Origin of the sequence: Streptomyces nojiriensis, from assembly GCF_017639205.1 — a bacterium.
Taxonomy (GTDB): Bacteria; Actinomycetota; Actinomycetes; order Streptomycetales; family Streptomycetaceae; genus Streptomyces; species Streptomyces nojiriensis.
In genome coordinates this window covers 4,389,404-4,410,358 of sequence record NZ_CP071139.1, presented here as the reverse complement: position 1 = coordinate 4,410,358, position 20,955 = coordinate 4,389,404, and the positions used below count along the sequence as shown (strand labels likewise).

Below are 20,955 nucleotides of genomic sequence, written 5' to 3'. Positions count from 1 at the left end.
GAGTCGGGCCTGAGAAGCCCGACAGAACCGCCCGCGACCGACATGAGAACCGGCCTTGACCCTCGACCTGGTGGAGGTCCCAGAGTCACAAGCGTGGAGAGCGAGATGCACAGCATTGGCGAGATGGGCCGCGACAGCGGGCTGGGCGTGAGCGCGCTGCGCTTCTACGACCGGGCGGGCGTCCTGCCGCCCGCCCGGGTGGACCCGGCGACCGGATACCGCTGGTACGCGCCCGAACAGCTCGACGAGGCCCGGCTGCTGGCCCGGCTCCGGCAGGCGGGGATGCCGCTCGCGGACATCCGGCTGGTCCTGGCGGCCTGGTCCGGCGGGGACACCGGCCTGGTGCCCCGGCTGCTGGACGGGCACCTGCGACGGCTCGAACGCGAGCTCGCCGACGCGCGCGGCGCGCTCTCCGCGGTACGCGCACGCCTCGGACACAAGGAGAGCACCATGACCACCACCACCCGCACCGCCCGGCTGACCGTGCCCGCCACGCAGTTCGCGGCCGCGCTGGACTCCGTACGCTTCGCCGTCGGGACCGATCCCGAGCTGCCGGTGCTCGGTGGGATCCACTTCGACGTGGAGGGGGCGGACCTGCACGTCGTGGCCACCGACCGCTACCGGATGGCCGTGGCCCGGGCGTCCACCACCGGCCACGGCGGCGAGCGGGTCCAGCTGACCGTGCCCGCCCCGCTCGTGGACGCCATGCGGGCCCTGCTGACCGACGACGGCCCGGCCCTGCTCACCGTGGACGGGGACGCGGTCGAGCTGGAGACGCAGGGCCGCCGGGTCGCCGGGCAGGGCCTGGGCGAGGAGTTCCCCGACCACCGCCGCCTGATGCGGCTCCCCGAGGGCCGCCGCATCCCGCTGGACGTGCCGGCGCTGCGGCAGGCCCTGGCCGGGCAGGGCGGCGAAAGGTGCGCCCTCGTCCTGACGGACACCGTGGCCGTCGCCGACGCCGACGACACCTACGGGAGCGGCGCCGCCTCCGCCGGGGACCGGGTCGGGGTCAACCCCGCCTTCCTCCTCGACGCGCTCGCCGTGGGCGACGACATGCTGCTGGAGTACGTCGGCCCCAAGGCCCCGCTGGTGCTCCTGCGCGCCGGCACCGAGGACGCCTTCTCCCTGCTGATGCCGTGCACGCTGGACGCGTGACCCGCGCTCAGCGGCAGCCGCAGGACCGGCGGACCACCAGCGCCGACGGGAACTGCTTCAGGCGTTCCCGTCGGGAGCCGGCCACGCGCAGGCCGTCGTCCAGGACCAGGTCCACGGCCGCGCGGGCCATCGCCGGGCGGTCCGAGGCGATCGTGGTCAGCGGCGGGTCGGTGAGGGCGGCTTCCTTGACGTCGTCGAAGCCCGCGACGGCCAGATCCCCGGGCACGTCGATGCGCAGCTCGCGTGCGGCGCGCAGCACACCGATCGCCTGGTCGTCCGTGGCGCAGAAGATGGCCGTCGGCCGGTCGGGCCGCGCCAGGACCTCCAGGGCGACCGTGTACGCGTCGTAGCGGTTGTACGGGGCTTCGATGAGCCGGCCCTCGATCGAGCGGCCGGCCTCCTGCATGGCCCGGCGCCAGCCCTCGACGTGGTCGGCGACCGGGTCGCCGACGGACGGGGTGTTCTCGATGCCGCCGATGCAGGCCACGTACTCGTGCCCGTGCTCCAGCAGGTGGCGGGTGGCGAGCTGGGCGCCGCCGATGTCGTCGGTGACGACGGCGACGTCGTCTATCGCCTCGGGGCGCTCGTGGAGGAGGACCACCCGCGCGTCCCAGGCCTCGATCTCCGACGCGGCCTGCTCGCTCATGCCCTGGCTGACCAGGATCAGCCCCGACACCCGCATGCCGAGGAAGGCCCGCAGGTAGTGGACCTCGCGCTCGGTGCGGTAGTCGGAGTTGCCGACCAGCACCATCTTTCCGCGCTCGGCTGCGGCCTGCTCGACCGCGTGCGCCATCTCCGCGAAGAACGGCTGCCGGGCGTCCGGGACGATCATGCCTATGAGGTCGGTGCGCCGCGAGGCCATCGCCTGGGCGACCCGGTCCGGGCGGTAGCCCAGCTCCTTGATCGCGGCGAGGACACGCTCGCGCGTGGCCGGGGCGACCGGCCGGGGTCCGTTGTTGATGACGTAGCTCACGACGGCGGTCGACGTACCCGCAAGTCGTGCAACGTCATCCCGCGTCACCTTGGCCACGCGCGGCAGTCTACGCGGGGTGACCTACCTCTGGGCAGGGCGTCCTGCCGAGTGGATGCTCACACCGTCTGGGCCGATCAGGTGACGGCCGGAGCCGACTGCGCGGCAGCCGGTGCGGCCGCCTGCGAGGCCGTCTGCGCGGCGGCCTTGGCCGCCGCCTGGGCCGCGGCCTCCGCCGCCGCCCGCTCGACCTTCTCCGGCGTGACGAAGCGGTAGCCGACGTTGCGGACCGTGCCGATCAGGGACTCGTGCTCGGGGCCGAGCTTGGCGCGCAGCCGCCGTACGTGCACGTCGACGGTCCGGGTGCCGCCGAAGTAGTCGTAGCCCCACACCTCCTGCAGCAGCTGGGCGCGGGTGAAGACCCGGCCCGGGTGCTGGGCGAGGTACTTGAGCAGCTCGAACTCCTTGAAGGTGAGGTCCAGCACCCGCCCCTTGAGCTTGGCGGAGTACGTGGCCTCGTCCACCGACAGGTCGCCGTTGCGGATCTCCATCGGGGAGTCGTCCGAGCCCAGCTGCTGACGGCCGGTGGCCAGCCGCAGCCGCGCCTCGACCTCGGCGGGACCCGCGGTGTCCAGGAGGACGTCGTCGATGCCCCAGTCGGCGGTGACGGCCGCCAGGCCGCCCTCGGTGACGACCAGGATCAGCGGACAGCCGGGTCCGGTGGAGCGGAGCAGCTGGCACAGCGACCGCACCTGCGGCAGGTCGCGGCGGCCGTCCACGAGGATGACATCGGCTCCCGGGGTGTCCACCAGGGCAGGGCCCTCGGCCGGGGCGACCCGGACGTTGTGCAGCAGCAGGCCGAGGGCGGGCAGCACCTCGGTCGACGGCTGCAGGGCGTTGGTGAGCAGCAGGAGAGAGCTCACGACCGACCACCTGCCCGGGTCGGACGGTGGTGCACGGTTCGCTGGTCCATCACGTCGGTTCCTCCTCGGTCCCGTCGAGGACATGCGTGGTACTGCTTCGTACGTCTTGCCCGGCGTCCCCGCGCTCCCCGCGCCCTGGGGTCCGCATGGATACCACTGTTCTCGGTTCGTTCAACGTGCTGAAAGCACAAAAGGACCCGGGGGCAACGTTGCCCGGATCCTCTCGCCAAGCAGAATAGCCCACCCGTCGATGCGTGGCCGAGGCCTCTTCCGCTTCCACTTCTGTGGTTCATGCCACGCTCCCGCCCTGCGTAAGCCCGGGTTTCACCGGAACGGGGGCCCGCCGTGCGGTACCTCCGGCCGCCCCGGCGCACACCCGGCGCGTCGGGGCACGCCGGGGTCAGCGGTGGGAGGGGCCATCATGGAGGCCGACGGTAGAGAGCCGACGATAGGAGCAGCAGTGGCAACCGGAACCATCCGCTACTGGGCGGCGGCCAAGGCCGCGGCCAAGACGGCGGAGGAGCCGTACTCGGCGCGCACACTGGCCGAGGCGCTCGACGCCGTGCGGGAGCGCCACCCGGGTGAGCTGACCCGGGTGCTGCTGCGCTGCTCCTTCCTCGTGAACGACGAGCCTGTGGGCAAGCGCCCGCATGATTCCGTCCCGCTGACCGAGGGGGGCACCGTCGAGGTGCTCCCGCCGTTCGCGGGCGGGTGAGCGGGAGCCGATGAGTACGCCTGAAGAACAGCAGCGCCGGCAGTACGCGCAGCAGCACCAGCAGGACCAGCAGCACCAGCAGCAGGAGGACCCGTACGGGACCCAGACCTGGCAGTCCGACACCTGGGACACCAGCTACCAGCCGGTCCATCCGCCGCTGGGCGCGGTGCCCGGGCAGCCGGCGGCGCCCGAGGGCTGGTTCCGCGACGAGGCGCAGGCGGCCCCGGCCGCCCCGGGCCCCTGGCCGGACGGCTCCGCCGCCGGCGGCTACGCCCCGGCCCCGGCCCCGGAGCCGTACCCGCAGCAGGTGGCTCCGGAGGGCTGGTACCGGGACGGGTCCCAGGACCCGGCGCCCGCCGCGGCTCCGGGGCAGGGCTGGCCGCAAGCCGCCGAGACGGCCTACCTGCCGCCCTACCCGGGCCCCGAGCACGACCAGCAGCCCCAGCAGCCCCAGCAGGCGGTGGCTCCGGAGGGCTGGTACCGGGACGGGTCCCAGGATCCGGCGCCCGCCGCGGCTCCGGGGCAGGGCTGGCCGCAGGCTGCCGAGACGGCCTACCTGCCGCCCTACCCGGGCCCCGAGCACGACGGGCAGTACATGCCCCGGCAGCAGCCCCGGCAGCAGCCCCGGCAGTCGCCGCCGGTCGAGGAGACCGCGTACTTGCCGCCGGTGGTGGAGGCGTCCGCCCCGGACGAGGAACCGGCCGGGGCCACCGGTGAGCCGCTGGAGATCACCTCCTGGTCCCCGCCCACCCTGGCCGGCAACACCCTGCGCGCCGTCGACCCCGCCCAGGCGCGCGCCGAGGGCCGGTCGCCGATCATCGACCCCGGTCCGCAGTCGGCCATACTCACCGCCGTCCTCGGGCTGCTGCTCGCCGTGGCCGCCGCCCTCGGGCAGTACGCACTGCTCCTGCCGCTGATCGCCCTGCAGGGCCTCACGGCGGCCGGCTGGTTCCGCCTCAACGGCATGTGGCCCGCCCGCCAGGGCATCGCCCTCGCCTTCGCCGGAGCCGTCGTCGCCGACGTGGCCGTGCTCGCCGTCGACCCCACCAACGGACCCGGTGCGATCGTCGGGACCCTCGGCGCCTGGGTGCTGCTCACGCTCGTCCTGCAGCTGCGCAGCCACGCCGATCCCGACGAGCGGATGTACGGGCTGATGGCCTCGGTGGCCTCGGCCGCGCTCGCCATCATCTGCGCCGGCTATCTCGCGGCCGATTCCGCCGCCGCCACGGTCGGCGCGGCCGCCGTCGCGGTCGCCGTCTTCGCCCGCGCGCTGCCGCTGCCCACCGCCCCCTCGGTCGGCGTCTCGCTGGCCGCGGCCGCCGGTGCCGGTATCGCGGTCGGCGGGCTGACCCCGGTCGGTGCGGGCGGGGCGCTGATCGGCCTCGCCGCCGGGGTGTGCGCGCTGGTCGGGCTGCGCGTGGCGGCGTACGACTACCCGTCGAAGTTCGTGCACATGACGGCCGGTGTGGCCCTGCCGCTCGCGGCGGCCGCCCCCGCCGTGTACCTGATCGGCCGGGTGGTGAGCTGATCCCTGCCCGACGACGGGCATGGTCAACTAGAACGCACGTACCGATTAGTAGGGGGAGGGAACGTGCGTTTCCTGCGTGTCGTTGTGATCGTCGGAGTGGTTCTGGGGGCCCTGTTCGTAGGGGTGGACCGCTGGGCCGCGAGTTACGTCGAGAACCGGCTGGCCGACCGAATACAGGCGCGGCAGGGCCTGGCCGGTTCCTCGGAGGTGGAGGTCCACGGCTTCCCCTTCCTGACCCAGGTGCTCAGCCGCGACCTCGACCGGGTCGACCTGAAGCTGCGGGGCGTCGAGATCACCGCCGAGGACCGCAAGACGCGGCTGTCGGAGCTGGACGCGAGCTTCCGGGGCGTGAAGCTGAACGGTGACTACAGCGGCGGCACCGCCGACCGGGCCGAGGGCAGCGCCCTCATCACGTACGCCGACCTGACGACCGCCTCGCAGACCGGCGCGACCCTTTCCTACGGCGGCGCGCCGGGCAAGGTGAAGGTCACGGCGTCCGTGAACGTCCTCGGCAAGGTGCTGACGCACAGCGTGGTGTCGACCGTCACCCTGGAGGACGCACCGGGCGGAAAGGGCCGGAAGATCGTCCGCGTGCGCGCCGACGAGGTGCCCGGCGGGGGCGTTCCGGTGGTCGAGAAGGAGATCCGCAAGAGGACCGACTTCGACCGCGATCTCGGCAGCGGCCTGCCGGCCGGGCTCCAGCTCTCGTCCCTGACCTCGGACGAGGCCGGTGTGCACCTCACGCTGGGCGGTACGAACGTGGTGGTGGCCGGATCGTGAGACGGTGCGGTCCGATCCGCAGAAGGACGGGCCGTACGGCAGGCCCCGGGGGCGGCGCGGCGGCCGCCCGGGGGCCTCTTATCCCAATATTCGGACGATCCTGTCTCGCTATATGACACGCCGGTGACAGGGCGGCTGATTCGTCCCTACGATCCATGGCTATGAAGCATCAGCAGGCGGACCTCACGAAGCGACGGGCAGTAGACCTGTGTCGCGTCGCCGCCATGCTCTGTCGATCCATGTGAACTGTGAGCGCATCCGCTCCATCGACCGGACGACGGCCCCACGGCCTTTCCCGCGTGACCGCACCAGCCTCCTGATCCCCTGACGCCTCCCCGCGCAGGACCTCGAGCGCACCCGCAGGCACGCAGCACGCGTTACCGCGTTACCAGCACAGCCCCGCCGCACACTGCCCCGGAGGAGAACACCATGAGCCGCAGCGACGTCCTCGTAGACGCCGACTGGGTCGAGGCCCACCTGAACGACGCCAATGTCGTCATCGTCGAGGTGGACGAGGACACGTCCGCGTACGACAAGAACCACATCACCAACGCCGTCCGGATCGACTGGAAGAGCGACCTCCAGGACCCGGTCCGCCGCGACTTCGTGGACCAGGAGGGCTTCGAGAAGCTCCTCTCCGCCAAGGGCATCTCCAACGACGACACCGTCGTCCTCTACGGCGGCAACAACAACTGGTTCGCGTCCTACGCCTACTGGTACTTCAAGCTCTACGGCCACCAGGACGTGAAGCTCCTCGACGGCGGCCGCAAGAAGTGGGAGCTCGACTCCCGCGACCTGGTCGACGGCAAGGACGTCCCGAACCGCCCGGCCACCGAGTACAAGGCCAAGGCCCAGGACACCTCCATCCGCGCCTTCCGCGACGACGTCGTGGCCGCGATCGGCTCCCTGAACCTGGTCGACGTCCGTTCGCCCGACGAGTTCTCCGGCAAGCTGCTCGCCCCGGCGCACCTCCCGCAGGAGCAGTCGCAGCGCCCCGGCCACGTGCCGAGCGCCCGCAACATCCCGTGGTCGAAGAACGCCAACGACGACGGCACCTTCAAGTCGGACGACGAGCTGACCGCCCTCTACCAGGCGGAGCAGGTCGACCTGGCGAAGGACACCATCGCCTACTGCCGCATCGGTGAGCGCTCCGCGCTCACGTGGTTCGTTCTGCACGAGCTCCTGGGCCAGGAGAACGTCAAGAACTACGACGGTTCGTGGACCGAGTACGGCTCGCTCGTCGGCGTGCCGATCGAGCTCGGCGCCAACAAGTAATCCAGACGGACGACCGGGCACGCGACGCCCTCGTAGTACGACCTCTCTAGGACAGGACAGAGAACATGTGTGGAGCACAGATCGGCGGGCCCGACCTCGCGACGCTGAAGCCCGGTGAGACCGCCATCCAGGGCCAGGTCACCAAGGACGGCGAGCCGGTGTCCGGCTACGTCCGCCTGCTGGACTCGACCGGCGAGTTCACCGCGGAGGTCCCGACCTCGGCGACCGGCCAGTTCCGCTTCTACGCCGCCACCGGCTCCTGGACGCTGCGGGCGCTCGTCCCGGGTGCCCAGGCGGACCGTGCCGTGGTCGTCGCCGAGGCCGGCGGCGTGACGGACGTGGCGATCGCGGTCTGAGCACCGCACACAGGTGATCGCCTGATCGAACGGCCGAAGGGCCGCACCCCCGGGGGTTGGACGCCACTGGAACGGGGTGCGGCCCTTCGTGCCGTCCGTGTCCGTCCGTGTCCGTCCGTGTCCGTCCGCGCCCTTGCGCGCGGGGGCGCCGGATCTACGCTGGAGTCATGTACGCCCGGCGCCGGCGCGCCTACTTCCTGCTCATGGGCGGATGCCTGGTCCTCTTCGTCTCCGCCTGGACCTTCGTGCGCCTGCTGTCGGTGGAGGCGGCGGTGGCCATGTGCGTGGTCGCGATGGTCATCCCGCCGGTCGCCGCGATGATCGCCAACCGGCGCGGCCCGGACGACCGCTGGTGGGACGACCCCTCGGGCGATCCGAAGTCCGACGAGTGGTGGGACGAACTGGACGGAAAGCGGCGTCACGAGGATTGAAACCTCGCGAGACGAGAATGTGATCTTCCTTCGTACAACTGCTCCGTCGTGGTGCGGGTCAAGGGGTACGCGCGGGTAACCAACTCGCGCCTGCAGTCCTGTGGGGGACCCCTTTGGAACACGAACAGACCATCCCGGAGACGCGGAAAGAGGGGGAGACCGCACCGGAGTCGGACACTTCGGTCCCGCGCCGCCGGGTGGGGCGCACGGCTCTCCTGATCGCGGGCGCGGCAGCGCTCGGCGTCCTCGCCGGGACGATCACCGGCTACGCGGTCCAGTACCACCGCGAGCCCACCCCGCTGCCGCCGCTGGCCCAGCAGAAGATGGCCGAGCCGGCGCCGGCCGCCATGAACGACGCGACGAGCCGGCGCTCGATCAACGCCAACCGCTGGCACAAGGCGGACGACGACCTGGCCAAGAAGCTGGTGGACGTCCCCGGCGGCGTGCAGGACAGCTTCTCGGGACCCGTGTCCCCGGACACCTTCTCCGCGAGCTACTTCCTCGAGCCGTCCGAGGGGGTCGGCTCGGTCGTCCGGCACGCCAAGCGCCTCGCCACCGCCCGGTGGGCCGAGGACGACCGGAACTTCATCGAGATCAACCTGATCCAGTTCCGGGACCGCCTCGGCGCCGAGGACTTCTACACGGACATCGTGAAGTACATGCCCAACAAGGACTTCGCGGGCAACACGGGCAAGGATCTCCCGGGCGCTCCGGCGGACTTCGGGCACATGTGGATCGACTCCAAGGCGCATGAGGAGCCGGGTTACCACCCGATCCGGCAGGGCCGTGCCCTGATCCGCCGCGGCGACATCGTGGCGAGCATCGAGTACACGAACAACCGCGGCGAGATCGACGAGAAGACCCTGGCCGAGCTGGCCAAGCGACAGATGGAGCGGCTGTGAGCGAGCAGCAGAACGCAACCGGCGCCGTGCCGGAGCCCGCGCAGCACACCGAGCCCGCGCCCGCGGCGGCCGAGCCCGCGGCCCGGCCCGTGATCGCGGCGGCCGAGGCGGCCGCGCCCGAAGCCGCGCCCGAAGCCGCGCCCGCGCGCAAGACGAACCGCAGGACGCTCGCACTGGTCTCGGCGGCCGTGGGCGTCGTCGTCCTCGCGGGCGCCGGTGTCGCCGGCGCGGCCGCGCTCGCGGACGCCGACCGGACCTCGCCGACGCGGTACTGGGTGCCCGAGAACCACACGACCGGCGGCTCGGCGGCCCCGGTGCCGTCCGTGCCCCCCAACGATCTGACGGGCAAGCTGATGCCGATGCCCGCCGACTACTGGCCCGGCCCCGACCTCGACCCAGAGGGCAACTTCTACTACCTCCCGAGCGACAAGGCGCTGCAGAGCTTCAAGGACGCCCGTACGGGCCTCTCCAGCAGCGAGCGCACCGAGCGGGACAAGGTGCTGGCGGACATGAAGCTCAAGGGCATGGCCGGGCGCAGCTATGCCCGCGGCGAAGGCTACGGCGGTGCGGTCGCCGAGATCCGGCTCGTCCAGGCCGATCCGCAGCAGCTCGTCAAGTTCGGTGAGTTCGCCAAGAAGCTCATCGAGTTCACCGCTGCCGAGGGCAAGGCGCCCCAGGTCGAGGGCCATCCGCAGGCCAAGTGCGGGCTGGACGACTCGCTCAAGGGCGGGAAGGACGGCAAGGAGAAGATCGACGCCCTCGACTGCGTGGCCGTCGAAGGGGACGTCCTCGTGACCTTCCGCATGTACGGGAGCAAGGGATTCGCGGTGAAGGACGCCGCGGGCCTGTTCAAGCAGCAACTCGACCACCTCAAGTCCCCCGGAGAGTCCGCGTGAGCGAGCAGACCACCACCGGCACCGAGGGGGAGGCTGTGCCCGCGCCCGCCGCCGTGCCCGCGCCCGCCCCGCAGGCCCCCGAGGCCACCGCCGCCCCCGAGGCCGCGCCCGCGGCTGCCCCCGGAGCCGTGACCGGGGCCAACCCCTGGGCCGAGCCCGCGCCCGAGGCCGTGACCGAGGCCAACCCCTGGGCGGCCGCGCCCGCCCCGCCCAAGGACCGGCGGGCCCTGTTCGCCGCCCTGCGCTGGACCGCAGCCGTCGCCGTCTTCGCCGCCGTCGGTACGGGGGTCGCGTACGGGATCACGGTGCCCGAGCGCACTGACGTCCCGGGCCTGTCCACCGAGGACGACGGCCGCTGGACGTTCCCGGAGCTGTCCCGGCCCGCGCTGCCCGCCGGCGCCCCGGTGCCCCAGGGTCCGGACAACAAGGACGGGACGCACTACGCGCAGCTCAACGGCCTGCTGCTGCCCGCTCCCCTGGGCGCCAAGGCCGACGACACGGTCAAGGTGGACAAGGACGGGGCGGTGTCGCCCGACGCCTTCCTGGAGGAGTACACGCCCGAGGCCCGCGAGAAGCTGAAGCAGTCCCTCGAATGGGACGGGCTGCGGCAGATCACCGGTCGGGGCTGGACGACGGCGGACGGCACGCGGACGCACGTGTACCTGCTGCGCTTCCACTCCTCGGGCTTCGTGGACGCGTTCAAGGGCTGCGACAGCAACGCCCAGCTGAACGGTGTCTCGGCCCTGGACCTGGACGACGTCTGGAGCAAGGCCAAGAACACCCAGATGAACAGCACCACGCTGGACTTCCCGGGGGCGGCCAACTTCGACGGCACCGAACTCAGCATCTACCAGGAAGTGAAGCCCGTCCTCGGGGACGAGCAGACCAAGATCGGGTGCCTCCGGACGGGTGATGTCCTGGGCATGGTCATCCAGACCCGCAAGGGCGAGGTGGCCCCCGTCACCTTCCACCAGTCGGTGATCCTGCAGAGCCAGCTGCTGAGCTGACCCGCCGGGCCGGCCCCCGGGCCGAGCCCCCGGCCGGCCCGGGGCTACGGGCCACCTCACACCGTGCGCCCGGCCCCGGGACAGTAGGCTTGGGAACCGGCCCGTACCCCCCGAACGAATTCCGAGGAGCACCCCGTGCTTGAGGCAGTCTTCACCTCCCTGCTGGTCCTGGTCTGCGTCGGCGTCATGGCCTTCACCGGCCTGGCCGTCAAGAAGCTGTACCAGGGTCAGCGCTGAGCGTCCGCCCAGCAGACCGCCCCGGAACCCCTCCGACAGATCGCCTGAGCAGCCATTCATGATCCAGATCCCGTCCGACCTGAACCCGGGCCTCGTCCCCCTCGCCTTCCTCCTCGGCAACTGGGAGGGTGCGGGAGTCTTCGACTTCCCCGGCGAGGAGAAGTGCAACTTCGGCCAGGAAGTCGTCTTCAGCCACGACGGCCGGGACTTCCTGGAGTACACCTCCCACACCTGGGTCCTCGACGCCGAGGGCAAGAAGGTGCGCCCGCTGGAGTCCGAGTCGGGCTACTGGCGCATCGACAAGGACCGCAAGGTCGAGATCGTCATGGTCCGTGACCAGGGCGTCGTCGAGGTCTGGTACGGCGAGCTCGCCGACCAGAAGCCCCAGATCGACCTCGTGACCGACGCGGTCGCCCGCACCGCGGCCTCCGGTCCGTACAGCGGCGGCAAGCGGCTCTACGGCTACGTCAAGAGCGACCTCATGTGGGTCGGCGAGAAGGCCACCCCGGACGTCGAGCTGCGCCCGTACATGTCGGCCCAGCTGAAGAAGGTCGTCACGCCCGAGGAGGTCGCCGAGATGGCGCGCAACCTCCCGGACATGCCGGACGACGGCATCGCCTTCTTCCGCTGAGCCCACCGGCTGTACACGGCGCTGTACGCAAGGCTGTGCGAAAGGGGACCGCGGGATCGCCCGCGGTCCCCTTCGCGCGCATACACTGGCCGGGTGGGGAGCGGCGTGGACACCGAAAGCTCTGACTGGAAGAGCGACCTGCGGCAGCGCGGATACCGGCTGACACCGCAGCGCCAGCTCGTGCTCGAAGCGGTCGACTCCCTGGAGCACGCCACGCCGGACGAGATCCTCGTCGAGGTGCGCAAGACCGCCTCCGGGGTCAACATCTCCACCGTCTACCGCACCCTGGAGCTCCTGGAGGAGCTCAAGCTGGTCTCGCACGCCCACCTGGGGCACGGGGCCCCCACCTACCACCTCGCCGACCGGCACCACCACATCCACCTGGTCTGCCGGGACTGCGGCGAGGTCATCGAGGCGGACGTGGACATCGCCGCCGAGTTCACGGCGAAGCTCCGTACCGCCTTCGGCTTCGAGACCGACATGAAGCACTTCGCGATCTTCGGTCTGTGCCGCAAGTGCGCTGCCAAGCAGCGTGCCGCTCAGCCGTAGCAGGGTCGTACGCTTGGTCCCATGACCAGCAGCCCCTTGCTCCATCTCCCCGGCGCCGTACCGGCCGAAGGCCGTGACGAGGGCGTCGCCGCCCACTACGGCGAGCTGTACGGCGAACAGCGCGCCCTCGCGGAGGGGCGCGGCTTCGTCGACCTCTCGCACCGCGGAGTCGTCACCGTCAGCGGGCCGGAGCGCCTGAGCTGGCTGCACCTGCTGCTCACCCAGCACCTCACCGAGCTGCCGGCCGGGCAGGCCACCGAGGCGCTGATCCTCTCCGCGAACGGGCACATCGAGCACGCGCTCTACCTCGTCGACGACGGCGAGACCACGTGGGCGCACGTGGAGCCGGGCACCCAGGGCGAGCTGATCGCCTACCTGGAGTCCATGAAGTTCTTCTACCGCGTCGAAGTAGCCGACCGCACCGAGGAGTTCGCGGTCGTGCACCTGCCGGCCGGCTCCATCGCCGAGGTCACCCGGGACAAGGAGCACATCGTCCGGGAGACCGCGTACGGCCGGGACGTCTTCCTGCCCCGCGGCGAGCTGGAGTCCTTCGCCGCCGGGCACGGCCCGGCCGCGGGCCTGCTCGCGTACGAGGCCCTGCGCGTCGAGGCGCACCGGCCGCGGCTCGGCCAGGAGACCGACCACCGCACCATCCCGCACGAGCTGGGCTGGATCGGCACCGCCGTGCACCTGCAGAAGGGCTGCTACCGCGGCCAGGAGACGGTCGCCCGCGTCCACAACCTGGGGAAGCCCCCGCGCCGCCTGGTCTTCCTGCACCTGGACGGCTCGGAGGTGCTGCTCCCGGCACACGGCACCCCCGTGCGACTCGCCTCGGACGGGGAGGAGGGCCGTCAGCTGGGCTTCGTGACCACGGCCGTCCGCCACCACGAGCTGGGTCCGATCGCGCTCGCGCTGGTCAAGCGGAACGTGCCGGTCGACGCGCCGCTGCTGGCCGGGAAGACGGCCGCCGCGCAGGAGGTCGTCGTAGCGCCCTGACCGCCTCAGATGTCGATGACGATGGTGAACGGGCCGTGATTGGTCAGCGAGACCCGCATGTCCGCGCCGAACCGGCCCGTCTCCACCGTCGCACCCAGCGCGCGCAACTGCGCCACGACCTCGTCGACCAGCGGCTCGGCCACCGGGCCGGGAGCGGCCGCGTTCCAGGTGGGGCGGCGGCCCTTGCGGGCGTCGCCGTAGAGCGTGAACTGGGAGATCACCAGCAGCGGTGCGCCGTTGTCGCTGCAGGACTTCTCGCCCTCCAGGATCCGTACGGACCACAGTTTGCGGGCCAGCAGCTCCGCCTTCTCCGGGGTGTCGTCGTGGGTCACCCCCACCAGCACGCACAATCCCTCGCCGACGATCTCGCCCACGGTCTCGCCGCCCACGACGACGCTCGCGCCGTCCACCCTCTGCACCACTGCTCGCATACCACCTGTGTACCAGGCTTGCACCCGTCCGGGGCCGATCGGGTGGAGTGGGACTGCACCCGGGCCACGGGGAGTGGCACGATGCACGCAGGCGGTGCGGGTGCGCCGCACCGGTCGAGGGGACGGACCCGTTCGTATGAATACATCTGGTACCTCCGTACCTGCATCACCCGCTTCCGTCGCAGCTGCCGCGGTACGACCGCCCGCGCAGCGCACGGCCGAGACGCAGGGGCCGCCGGGCGCGGCCACCTCGCTCGGGCTGCCGGAACTGCGCGCGCTGCGCCGTGACGCGCAGCGCGACGAGGCCGATCTGAGCTACGTACGCAGACTGCTCCAGGGCCGCATCGACATCCTGCGGGCGGAGCTGGCCCGGCGGACGGACCCCGAGGCGCCGGTGGTGGACCGGCTCTCGGTGATCCTCGCCGACGCCCCCTCCAGCCGCAGCGCCTCCGCCCGGCACGTCACGCTCGGCACCCCGCACAGCGAGGAGTACCGGCTGCTGGCCGCGGAGATGCTGGCCGACGTGGAGCTCTCGGACCTCGGCGCCCGTACGGACGACGAACTGCACGACGGGATGGGGCGGCTGGTGCGCTACGAGCAGCAGGTCTCGCGGCGCCGCCAGCAGCTCCAGCGCACGGTGGACGACTGCACCGCGGAGATCACCCGGCGGTACCGGGAGGGCGAGGCGCAGGTGGACGACCTGCTGGCGTAGAAAATTCGGGCGACCCGCGCCGGTCGGGCGATTAGCGTGGGCCGCTATGAGTGCTGACGTCCGGCCGATCGCCGAATCCGAACTCCACGACTGGCTGCGCGCCGTTCACACCGGTTTCCTGACCGCGACCCGGGTGACCGACTCCGATGTCGCCCAGCGCGCCAAGGGCAACGATTTCGCCCGCACCCAGGGCGCGTTCGACTCCGACACCGGCCGCTGCGTGGGTGCCTTCCGTTCCTTCGCGCAGGAGTTGACCGTGCCAGGCGGGGCCGCCGTCCCCGTCTCCGCCGTCTCCAACGTGGGCGTGCTGCCCACCCACCGCCGCCAGGGTCTGCTGACCCGGATGATGGCCGCCGAGTTCGCCGCGGCCGGGGAGCGCGGCGACGCCCTGGCGACGCTGATCGCCGCCGAGTACCCGATCTACGGGCGGTACGGGTTCGGGCCCGCCACCACCCTCACGGAATGGGAGATCGACGTACCGCGCGCCGGGCTGGACCGGCGGTGGTCGACGCCCGAGGACGGCGGGCGGATCGACCTGGTGGACGCCGCCGAGTTCCGGCGGTTCGGCCCCGGGCTCCACGACAAGGTGCGGGCGGCCGTGCCGGGGGCCGTGAACCGGAACGAGCGCTGGTGGAACCTGGCGACCGGGCTGGAGGAGATGTCGCACCGGCCCTACAAGGAGAAGTTCCACGCCGTGTACCGGACGGCGGAGGGCGAGGTGGCCGGCGTGGCCGTCTACACCGCCGACGACCACTGGACGGACGCGAAGGTCCCGCAGAACACCGTGCAGGTGCAGGACCTGCTGGCGCTCACCCCGCAGGCGGAGCGGGCGCTGTGGCACTTCCTGTGCTCCATCGACTGGGTGCTGAAGGTCCGCACCGGCCACCGGGCCCCCGACGACCTCCTCCCGAACCTGCTGCCCGACCCGCGTGCCGCCCGTGTCGTCACGACCGCCGACTTCCTGTGGGTGCGGGTCCTGGACGTCGTACGGGCGCTGGGCGCGCGGACGTACGAGGTGCCCGGGGTGCTCGTCCTGGAGGTCGTGGACGGGACGGGGCCGGCCGCCGGCCGCTACCGGCTGGACGCGGGCACCGGCGTGTGCGAGCGGACCGAGGAGGCGGCGGACCTGCGGCTGGACGTGGCCGAGCTGGGCTCCTTGTACCTGGGGGACGCGTCCGCGGTGCGGCTGGCCGCACTGGGACGGGTCACGGAGGAACGGCCGGGTGCGGCCGCGCTGGCGGACGCGGTCTTCCGCACCGCGCGCCGCCCGTGGTGCCCGGACGTCTTCTGACCGCCTTCGGGGGCTGCGTACCGATTGCCGAGTACCGAGTACCGAGTACCGAGTACCGAGGACCGAGGAACGATCTCTGTGACATCACTTGTGGAATCCCTGCGCGCGGCGGGCTGCGTCTTCGCGGAGGAGGAGGCGGAGCTCCTGACCGGGGCCGCCACCGGCGCGGACCACCTGGCGGAGCTGCTGGCCCGCCGGGTGGGCGGCGAACCGCTGGAACACGTCGTCGGCTGGGCGGAGTTCTGCGGGCTGCGCATGGAGGTCGGCGCGGGGGCCTTCGTGCCGCGCCGGCGCACCGAGTTCCTGGTGCGGGAGGCGGTGGCACTGGCCCGGCCCGGCGCGGTGGTACTGGACCTGTGCTGCGGGGTCGGCGCGTTGGGCGCGGCGGTGGCCGCGCAACTGCCGGGCGGCGTGGAGCTGCACGCGGCGGACATCGACCCGGCGGCGCTGGTGTACGCGCGGCGCAACGTGGCCCCGTACGGCGGCCGGGTGTGGGAGGGCGACCTGTACGCGGCGCTCCCGCCCTCGCTGCGCGGCCGGGTGGACGTGCTGGTGGTCAACGCCCCGTACGTGCCGACGGAGGAGATCGTCCTCATGCCGTCGGAGGCACGCGACCACGAGCCGCTGGTCTCCCTGGACGGCGGGGCCGACGGCCTGGACATCCACCGCCGGGTGGCGGCGGGGGCCCTGCCCTGGCTGGCCCCGGGGGGCCACCTGCTGATCGAGACGAGCGCCCGCCAGTCCCCGTCGACGGCCTCGGCCCTGACCTCGGCGGGCTTCGCGGTCCGGGCGGTGACCTCGGAGGAGCTGTACGCGACGGTGGTCATCGGCACGGCCTGACGCCGCGCGGCGGCCCGGCGGTGTTCGAGGTGCTGCCGCGCACGGGTCTGGCCCTGCCGCACCGGGCGGGCGTCCTGCGGTTCGGCATGTCCGGGCGGGCGGCCCGGTGGGCCGTCGCGACCCTGGCGGACGTGCGGGACACCTGGGTCTGCGGGACGGGCTGGGCCTTCACCGCCCGCTGTGAAGGCCTGGAACTGCTCGCCTACGGGGACTGCCCGGACCGCCTCGGCCGCACCGGCCACGACCGCCACGGTCTGGCGGCCGTCCACCTCGGCCGGTGCGGGCCGGAACCGGCCGGGCCGTCCGCCGTCCCGGTGGTCCTCCACGGCGTCGACCTGTTCGGGTACCCGGCCGCCGAGGTCCTGGAGGCCCTCGGGCCGGGCCCGCACCCCGGCGTGAGCCTGCCGCGGCCGGGACCTCCGACGGGCTACCTGCCGGAGGTGCGGCTCTCGATCCCGTAGGCGAGCGGGTCCGGCGCAAGAAGACGTACGCGTGGTTCGGGAACCGAGGAGACGAGTTGATCACGGAGTACCAGCAGAGGCTGCGCGAGCGCTACGTCGCCGCTCCCGTGCTGCCGGCCCCGGAGCCCTGGCGGCCGGTGCCGGACCGCCGGACGCCCATCGGGGGCCTGCTCGGGATCGGCTTCGCCGTCCACCCCGACCGTGGGCACGACCTCGTCATGGTCGTGTCCAGCGCCGGCCACGGACTCTTCGACGCGGTCACCGGCGAGAGGATCGCCCGCGACCGGGACCCGGACTTCGACACGAGCACCCCCGACGCGCACCCGGACCTCGCCTGCCCGGGGCTCGGCCCGATCGCCGGCGCCCCGGTACGCATCGCCGGGCTCTTCGGCGGCGGCCTGCACCGCACCACACCGGACGGCTGGACCCTGGACGTGGTCAGCCCCGAGTGGCCCCGCGACCGCGTCGTCCTCTCCGTCGACGGCGGGGCCCACGAAGGCCCGCCGGGAGGGAGCTGGTGGCACGTCTTCCACTCCGATTACTCGGAGCTCCGCGCAGCCGGGTTCTCCCCCTCCGGCCGCACCCTGGCGGTCGCCACCAGCAGCGACCTCACCCTGTGGACCCGGCCCGGGCTCGAGTTCGGCGACTGAACGGATCGCCGCCCGCCGCCGGGTGGGAGATGCTGCAAGCATGTCGCTTGCAATAGTTAGCAAGGTCGGGCAGGATCTGAGCATGGCATCGCTCAACGTCGGAAATCTCGGCGAGTACCTCCGTGAGCAGCGTCGGCAGGCTCAGCTTTCGCTGCGGCAGCTGGCCGAGCAGGCGGGGGTGTCGAATCCGTACCTGAGCCAGATCGAGCGTGGGCTGCGCAAGCCGAGCGCGGACATCCTGCAGCAGCTGGCCAAGGCGCTGCGGATCTCCGCGGAGACGCTGTACGTGCAGGCCGGGATCCTGGACGAGCGGGACCCGGACGAGGTGGAGACGCGAGCCGTCATACTCGCCGACCCCTCCATCAACGAGCGGCAGAAGCAGGTGCTGCTCCAGATCTACGAGTCGTTCCGCAAGGAGAACGCGCTCGAAGTGCCCACCGACGAGATGCCGTCGAAGACGAACTGAAGTTGATCCGGGAGGACCAGCACATGGCCATCGCCGATGACCTGAAGAAGACCCTCACCGACCCCACTCCCCTCTACTTCGCCGCCGGCACCGCCGACCTGGCCGTGCAGCAGGCCAAGAAGGTGCCCGACCTGATCGAGCAGCTGCGCGCAGAGGCCCCCGCGCGCATCGAGGCCGTGAAGAACACGGACCCGAAGGCTGTGCAGGAGGCGGTCACCGCCAAGTTCGCCGAGGTGCTCGGCGCGATCGACCCGAAGAAGCTCGGGGAGACCGCCCAGGACCTGGCGCTGCGCGGTGTCGGCGTGGCCGCCGAGTACGCGGTGCGCGCCAAGGAGACGTACGACAAGGTCGCCGTGCACGGCGAGCAGGCCGTGCGGACCTGGCGGGGCGAGGTCTCCGCCGAGATCGTCGACATCGCCGTGGCCGTCGAGCCCGAGGCGGAGCCGGCGACGGCCGAGCCGGTGGCCGACGCCGCCGACGGGGAGCAGCCCGCCGCGAAGAAGACCACCGCGCGCAAGAGCACGGCCAAGAAGGCCGCGGTCACGGCGGGCGACGCGAGCTGAAGCGCAGCCGCATGAGCGACGGCGGGCCGGGCACCCTTCAGGTGCCCGGCCCGTTGTGGTTCATGGAGGGGCCTGTGCCGGTAGCGTGGAGTCGGGCGGCATCGGAAGTGCGAAGCAGAAGCTGAGAAGGCGGTCGAAGCGATGTTGATGGAAGGGTTCGATCGAGGCGTGATCCCGTTCCTCGGGCTCGTCATGCTGGTGCTCGCCGTCGTGGCCTTCGTGTTCGCCCTGGTGGCGCGGGAGGACGCGTACCGGGCGGCCGACAAGCAGAGCAAGACCTTCTGGCTGGTCATCCTCGGCGTCACCGTGGCCGTGGACTTCTTCCTGGGCATGCTGTTCCTGCAGATCGCCGGTCTCGTCGCGACCATCGTGTTCTTCGTCGACGTGCGCCCGGCCCTCAAGCAGGTCTCGGGCGGTGGCGGCCGGCGCGGCGGCAGTAGCAGCGACGGGCCGTACGGGCCCTACAACGGCGGACGGTAGGCGGCGCCCTGCGGCCGGAAGCCGTAGCCGGGGCCCGGCGGGCTCAGCCCTCGGCGCGGGAGAGCAGGACCACGGCCACGTCGTCGGTCAGCTCGCCGCCGTTGAGCCGGCGGGCCTCGGTGACGGAGGCCTCCAGCAGGCCCTCACCGCTCAGCCCGCGGTCCAGATGGCGGTTGATCATGTCGACCATGCCGTCCTGGCCCAGACGTTCCTTGCCCTCGCCGATGTGGCCCTCGATCAGGCCGTCGGTGTAGAGCATCAGGCTCCAGGTGCCGCCGAGCTCCACCTGGCGGCGCGGCCAGCGGGCCCGGGGCAGCAGCCCGAGGGCCGGGCCGCTGTTCTCGTACGGGAGCAGCCGCGCGCGGCGGCCCGGCCGCGAGATCAGCGGGGCCGGATGGCCGGCCAGGCACAGACCGGCGCGGCGTCCGTCCGGGGCGATGTCGACCGTGCACAGCGTCGCGAATATCTCCTCGCACGGCCGCTCCACCTCCAGGACCTCCTGGAGGGTCGACAGCAGGTCGTCGCCGCAGAGGCCGGCCAGGGTCAGGGCGCGCCAGGCGATGCGGAGCTCGACGCCGAGTGCGGCCTCGTCGGGGCCGTGGCCGCAGACGTCGCCGATCATGGCGTGGACGGTGCCGTCGGGGGTGCGGACGGTGTCGTAGAAGTCGCCGCCGAGCAGGGCCCGGCTGCGGCCGGGGCGGTAGCGGGCGGCGAAGCGGAGGTCGGAGCCCTCCAGCAGGGGCGTGGGGAGCAGGCCGCGTTCCAGACGGGCGTTCTCCTGGGCGCGCAGTTTCGATTCTGCGAGCTTGTACTGGGCGATGTCCGCCCTTTTTCTCTCCACGGCGTAGCGGATGGCGCGGCTCAGCAGCCGGCCGTCCAGCTCGTCCCGGAAGAGGAAGTCCTGGGCGCCGACCCGTACGGCCTCGGCGGCGCGCTCGGCGTCGTCCTCGCCGGTGAGGACGAGGACGGCGTGGCGCGGGGCGAGGCGCAGCACCTGGCGGAGGGCGACCAGCTCGTCCACGGCCGTGGCGGTGGCGGTCCCGTTGGCCGAGCCGTTGGCCGCCGCTCCCGGCGTACGGGCGCTGGCGTCCGGGAGGGACAGGTCGAGCAGGATGCAGTGCACGTCGGGGGTGAGAAGCCGCTCGGCCTCGGTGAGGTTGCGGGCGGTGCGGAGCCGGATGCGGTGGCCGTCGGCGTCGAGGATCTCGGGGACGGTGAGGCCGCCGGCCGGGTCGTCCTCGATGACCAGGAGGGTCAGCGGGGTCGTGTGGGGGGTCGCTTGAGGGGTCGCTTGCGCGACGCCCGTGGCGGCTGTGGCCGGGGCGGCGGTCAGCAGAACGGCCTGACCGCTCTCCGTGGCCGAGGTGTCCCTCTGCCGCGGTACGGGTACGGGCATCGTCTCCGGTTCCTTCCCTCCCCCCGAGGGTGCGCTCGTCCGGCAGACCCTAGCGGTCCCGGCCCGGCAAACGGAATGCCGTCCTCGGTGAGGGCCTCCGTCATATGCGGTTATCGCGGGGGAAAATCGGCCTCACTGGATGACAAAGGTCACGGCGGGGCCGCGTTCCGTCCCGTTCAGCGAGACGTGTCCGAGCCCCGCCGGGTTGCCTGCGTCACACGATCCGCCGCCCCGGCGCCGCCGAGCCCCGGACCCGCCGCCGAGCGACCCCGCAGGGGCTAGGCCGTCTCTTTCGGATCTTGCCGGGCCCGCGA

At 72.3% G+C, this 20,955-nt stretch carries 26 protein-coding genes; 22 read left to right on the top strand and 4 right to left on the bottom strand.

Annotated elements, in window-relative coordinates; all coding sequences use genetic code 11:
* The first annotated feature begins 105 nt into the window (after window positions 1-105).
* Window positions 106-1,155 (top strand): DNA polymerase III subunit beta family protein, encoded by a 1,050-nt coding sequence (locus tag JYK04_RS20495; RefSeq protein WP_189734865.1) that lies wholly within the window; start codon window positions 106-108, stop codon window positions 1,153-1,155.
* Window positions 1,156-1,162: 7 nt separating this feature from the next.
* On the opposite strand, the gene JYK04_RS20490 is transcribed toward JYK04_RS20495, so the two are convergent.
* Both JYK04_RS20490 and JYK04_RS20485 read right to left on the bottom strand, forming a co-directional pair.
* Window positions 1,163-2,185 (bottom strand): LacI family DNA-binding transcriptional regulator, encoded by a 1,023-nt coding sequence (locus JYK04_RS20490; RefSeq protein ID WP_189734867.1) that lies wholly within the window; start codon window positions 2,183-2,185, stop codon window positions 1,163-1,165.
* Window positions 2,186-2,262: 77 nt separating this feature from the next.
* Window positions 2,263-3,048: a response regulator transcription factor gene (locus tag JYK04_RS20485; RefSeq protein ID WP_189734869.1), complete on the bottom strand. Its 786-nt coding sequence runs from the start codon at window positions 3,046-3,048 to the stop codon at window positions 2,263-2,265.
* Window positions 3,049-3,508: 460 nt separating this feature from the next.
* On the opposite strand from JYK04_RS20485, the gene JYK04_RS20480 reads away from it, so the two are divergent.
* From JYK04_RS20480 to ygfZ, 13 genes are all read left to right on the top strand, one after another.
* Window positions 3,509-3,763, top strand: a complete 255-nt coding sequence (locus JYK04_RS20480; protein WP_030011762.1) for a MoaD/ThiS family protein — start codon at window positions 3,509-3,511, stop codon at window positions 3,761-3,763.
* A 10-nt stretch (window positions 3,764-3,773) separates the two neighbouring features.
* A complete protein-coding gene (locus JYK04_RS20475) occupies window positions 3,774-5,291 on the top strand; it encodes a hypothetical protein (RefSeq protein ID WP_229875067.1) in 1,518 nt (505 codons plus the stop codon).
* A 63-nt stretch (window positions 5,292-5,354) separates the two neighbouring features.
* Window positions 5,355-6,071, top strand: a complete 717-nt coding sequence (locus JYK04_RS20470) for an LmeA family phospholipid-binding protein (protein ID WP_189734871.1) — start codon at window positions 5,355-5,357, stop codon at window positions 6,069-6,071.
* Between the two features lie 155 nt (window positions 6,072-6,226).
* On the top strand, window positions 6,227-6,316 hold the full coding sequence (locus JYK04_RS42410) for an Ms5788A family Cys-rich leader peptide (protein WP_350875872.1): 90 nt from the start codon (window positions 6,227-6,229) through the stop codon (window positions 6,314-6,316).
* Between the two features lie 184 nt (window positions 6,317-6,500).
* Window positions 6,501-7,346, top strand: a complete 846-nt coding sequence (locus JYK04_RS20465; protein ID WP_189734873.1) for a sulfurtransferase — start codon at window positions 6,501-6,503, stop codon at window positions 7,344-7,346.
* A 65-nt stretch (window positions 7,347-7,411) separates the two neighbouring features.
* The gene (locus JYK04_RS20460) at window positions 7,412-7,702 is read left to right on the top strand and encodes a DUF1416 domain-containing protein (protein WP_030030422.1); all 291 of its coding nucleotides are present in this window, start codon (window positions 7,412-7,414) and stop codon (window positions 7,700-7,702) included.
* A 167-nt stretch (window positions 7,703-7,869) separates the two neighbouring features.
* On the top strand, window positions 7,870-8,133 hold the full coding sequence (locus JYK04_RS20455) for a DUF3099 domain-containing protein (RefSeq protein WP_030011782.1): 264 nt from the start codon (window positions 7,870-7,872) through the stop codon (window positions 8,131-8,133).
* A 113-nt stretch (window positions 8,134-8,246) separates the two neighbouring features.
* A complete protein-coding gene (locus JYK04_RS20450) occupies window positions 8,247-9,035 on the top strand; it encodes a hypothetical protein (RefSeq protein ID WP_229875068.1) in 789 nt (262 codons plus the stop codon).
* Window positions 9,032-9,931 (top strand): hypothetical protein, encoded by a 900-nt coding sequence (locus JYK04_RS20445; RefSeq protein WP_229875069.1) that lies wholly within the window; start codon window positions 9,032-9,034, stop codon window positions 9,929-9,931. Before JYK04_RS20450 ends, JYK04_RS20445 begins: the two co-directional genes overlap by 4 nt.
* Window positions 9,928-10,938 carry a hypothetical protein gene (locus JYK04_RS20440; protein ID WP_229875070.1) on the top strand — a complete coding sequence of 337 codons (1,011 nt, stop codon included), beginning with the start codon at window positions 9,928-9,930 and terminating at the stop codon, window positions 10,936-10,938. The genes JYK04_RS20445 and JYK04_RS20440 overlap by 4 nt, the downstream gene beginning before the upstream one ends.
* Window positions 10,939-11,233: 295 nt before the next feature.
* The gene (locus JYK04_RS20435) at window positions 11,234-11,806 is read left to right on the top strand and encodes a heme-binding beta-barrel domain-containing protein (protein ID WP_030011198.1); all 573 of its coding nucleotides are present in this window, start codon (window positions 11,234-11,236) and stop codon (window positions 11,804-11,806) included.
* Between the two features lie 93 nt (window positions 11,807-11,899).
* Window positions 11,900-12,355 carry a Fur family transcriptional regulator gene (locus JYK04_RS20430; protein WP_229875071.1) on the top strand — a complete coding sequence of 152 codons (456 nt, stop codon included), beginning with the start codon at window positions 11,900-11,902 and terminating at the stop codon, window positions 12,353-12,355.
* 21 nt (window positions 12,356-12,376) lie between these two features.
* Window positions 12,377-13,351 carry a CAF17-like 4Fe-4S cluster assembly/insertion protein YgfZ gene (ygfZ, locus tag JYK04_RS20425; protein ID WP_189734875.1) on the top strand — a complete coding sequence of 325 codons (975 nt, stop codon included), beginning with the start codon at window positions 12,377-12,379 and terminating at the stop codon, window positions 13,349-13,351.
* A 5-nt stretch (window positions 13,352-13,356) separates the two neighbouring features.
* Here ygfZ and dtd read toward each other — a convergent pair whose 3' ends face one another.
* Window positions 13,357-13,782 carry a D-aminoacyl-tRNA deacylase gene (gene dtd / locus JYK04_RS20420; RefSeq protein WP_030011201.1) on the bottom strand — a complete coding sequence of 142 codons (426 nt, stop codon included), beginning with the start codon at window positions 13,780-13,782 and terminating at the stop codon, window positions 13,357-13,359.
* A gap of 136 nt (window positions 13,783-13,918) precedes the next feature.
* On the opposite strand from dtd, the gene JYK04_RS20415 reads away from it, so the two are divergent.
* From JYK04_RS20415 to JYK04_RS20380, 8 genes are all read left to right on the top strand, one after another.
* The gene (locus JYK04_RS20415; protein ID WP_189734877.1) at window positions 13,919-14,494 is read left to right on the top strand and encodes an RsiG family protein; all 576 of its coding nucleotides are present in this window, start codon (window positions 13,919-13,921) and stop codon (window positions 14,492-14,494) included.
* Window positions 14,495-14,540: 46 nt separating this feature from the next.
* Window positions 14,541-15,785, top strand: a complete 1,245-nt coding sequence (locus JYK04_RS20410) for a GNAT family N-acetyltransferase (RefSeq protein WP_189734879.1) — start codon at window positions 14,541-14,543, stop codon at window positions 15,783-15,785.
* Between the two features lie 78 nt (window positions 15,786-15,863).
* Window positions 15,864-16,625 carry a putative protein N(5)-glutamine methyltransferase gene (locus JYK04_RS20405; RefSeq protein WP_229875072.1) on the top strand — a complete coding sequence of 254 codons (762 nt, stop codon included), beginning with the start codon at window positions 15,864-15,866 and terminating at the stop codon, window positions 16,623-16,625.
* A 20-nt stretch (window positions 16,626-16,645) separates the two neighbouring features.
* The gene (locus JYK04_RS20400; protein WP_189734882.1) at window positions 16,646-17,086 is read left to right on the top strand and encodes a hypothetical protein; all 441 of its coding nucleotides are present in this window, start codon (window positions 16,646-16,648) and stop codon (window positions 17,084-17,086) included.
* A 56-nt stretch (window positions 17,087-17,142) separates the two neighbouring features.
* Window positions 17,143-17,736, top strand: a complete 594-nt coding sequence (locus JYK04_RS20395; RefSeq protein WP_189734884.1) for a hypothetical protein — start codon at window positions 17,143-17,145, stop codon at window positions 17,734-17,736.
* 82 nt (window positions 17,737-17,818) lie between these two features.
* Window positions 17,819-18,202 (top strand): helix-turn-helix domain-containing protein, encoded by a 384-nt coding sequence (locus JYK04_RS20390; RefSeq protein WP_189734885.1) that lies wholly within the window; start codon window positions 17,819-17,821, stop codon window positions 18,200-18,202.
* A gap of 23 nt (window positions 18,203-18,225) precedes the next feature.
* Window positions 18,226-18,765: a hypothetical protein gene (locus tag JYK04_RS20385; protein WP_189734887.1), complete on the top strand. Its 540-nt coding sequence runs from the start codon at window positions 18,226-18,228 to the stop codon at window positions 18,763-18,765.
* 141 nt (window positions 18,766-18,906) lie between these two features.
* Window positions 18,907-19,245: a DUF2516 family protein gene (locus JYK04_RS20380; RefSeq protein ID WP_189734889.1), complete on the top strand. Its 339-nt coding sequence runs from the start codon at window positions 18,907-18,909 to the stop codon at window positions 19,243-19,245.
* 43 nt (window positions 19,246-19,288) lie between these two features.
* Here JYK04_RS20380 and JYK04_RS20375 read toward each other — a convergent pair whose 3' ends face one another.
* Complete coding sequence (locus JYK04_RS20375) at window positions 19,289-20,641, bottom strand: PP2C family protein-serine/threonine phosphatase (RefSeq protein WP_189734891.1); 1,353 nt, start codon at window positions 20,639-20,641, stop codon at window positions 19,289-19,291.
* Between the last annotated feature and the right edge of the window lie 314 nt (window positions 20,642-20,955).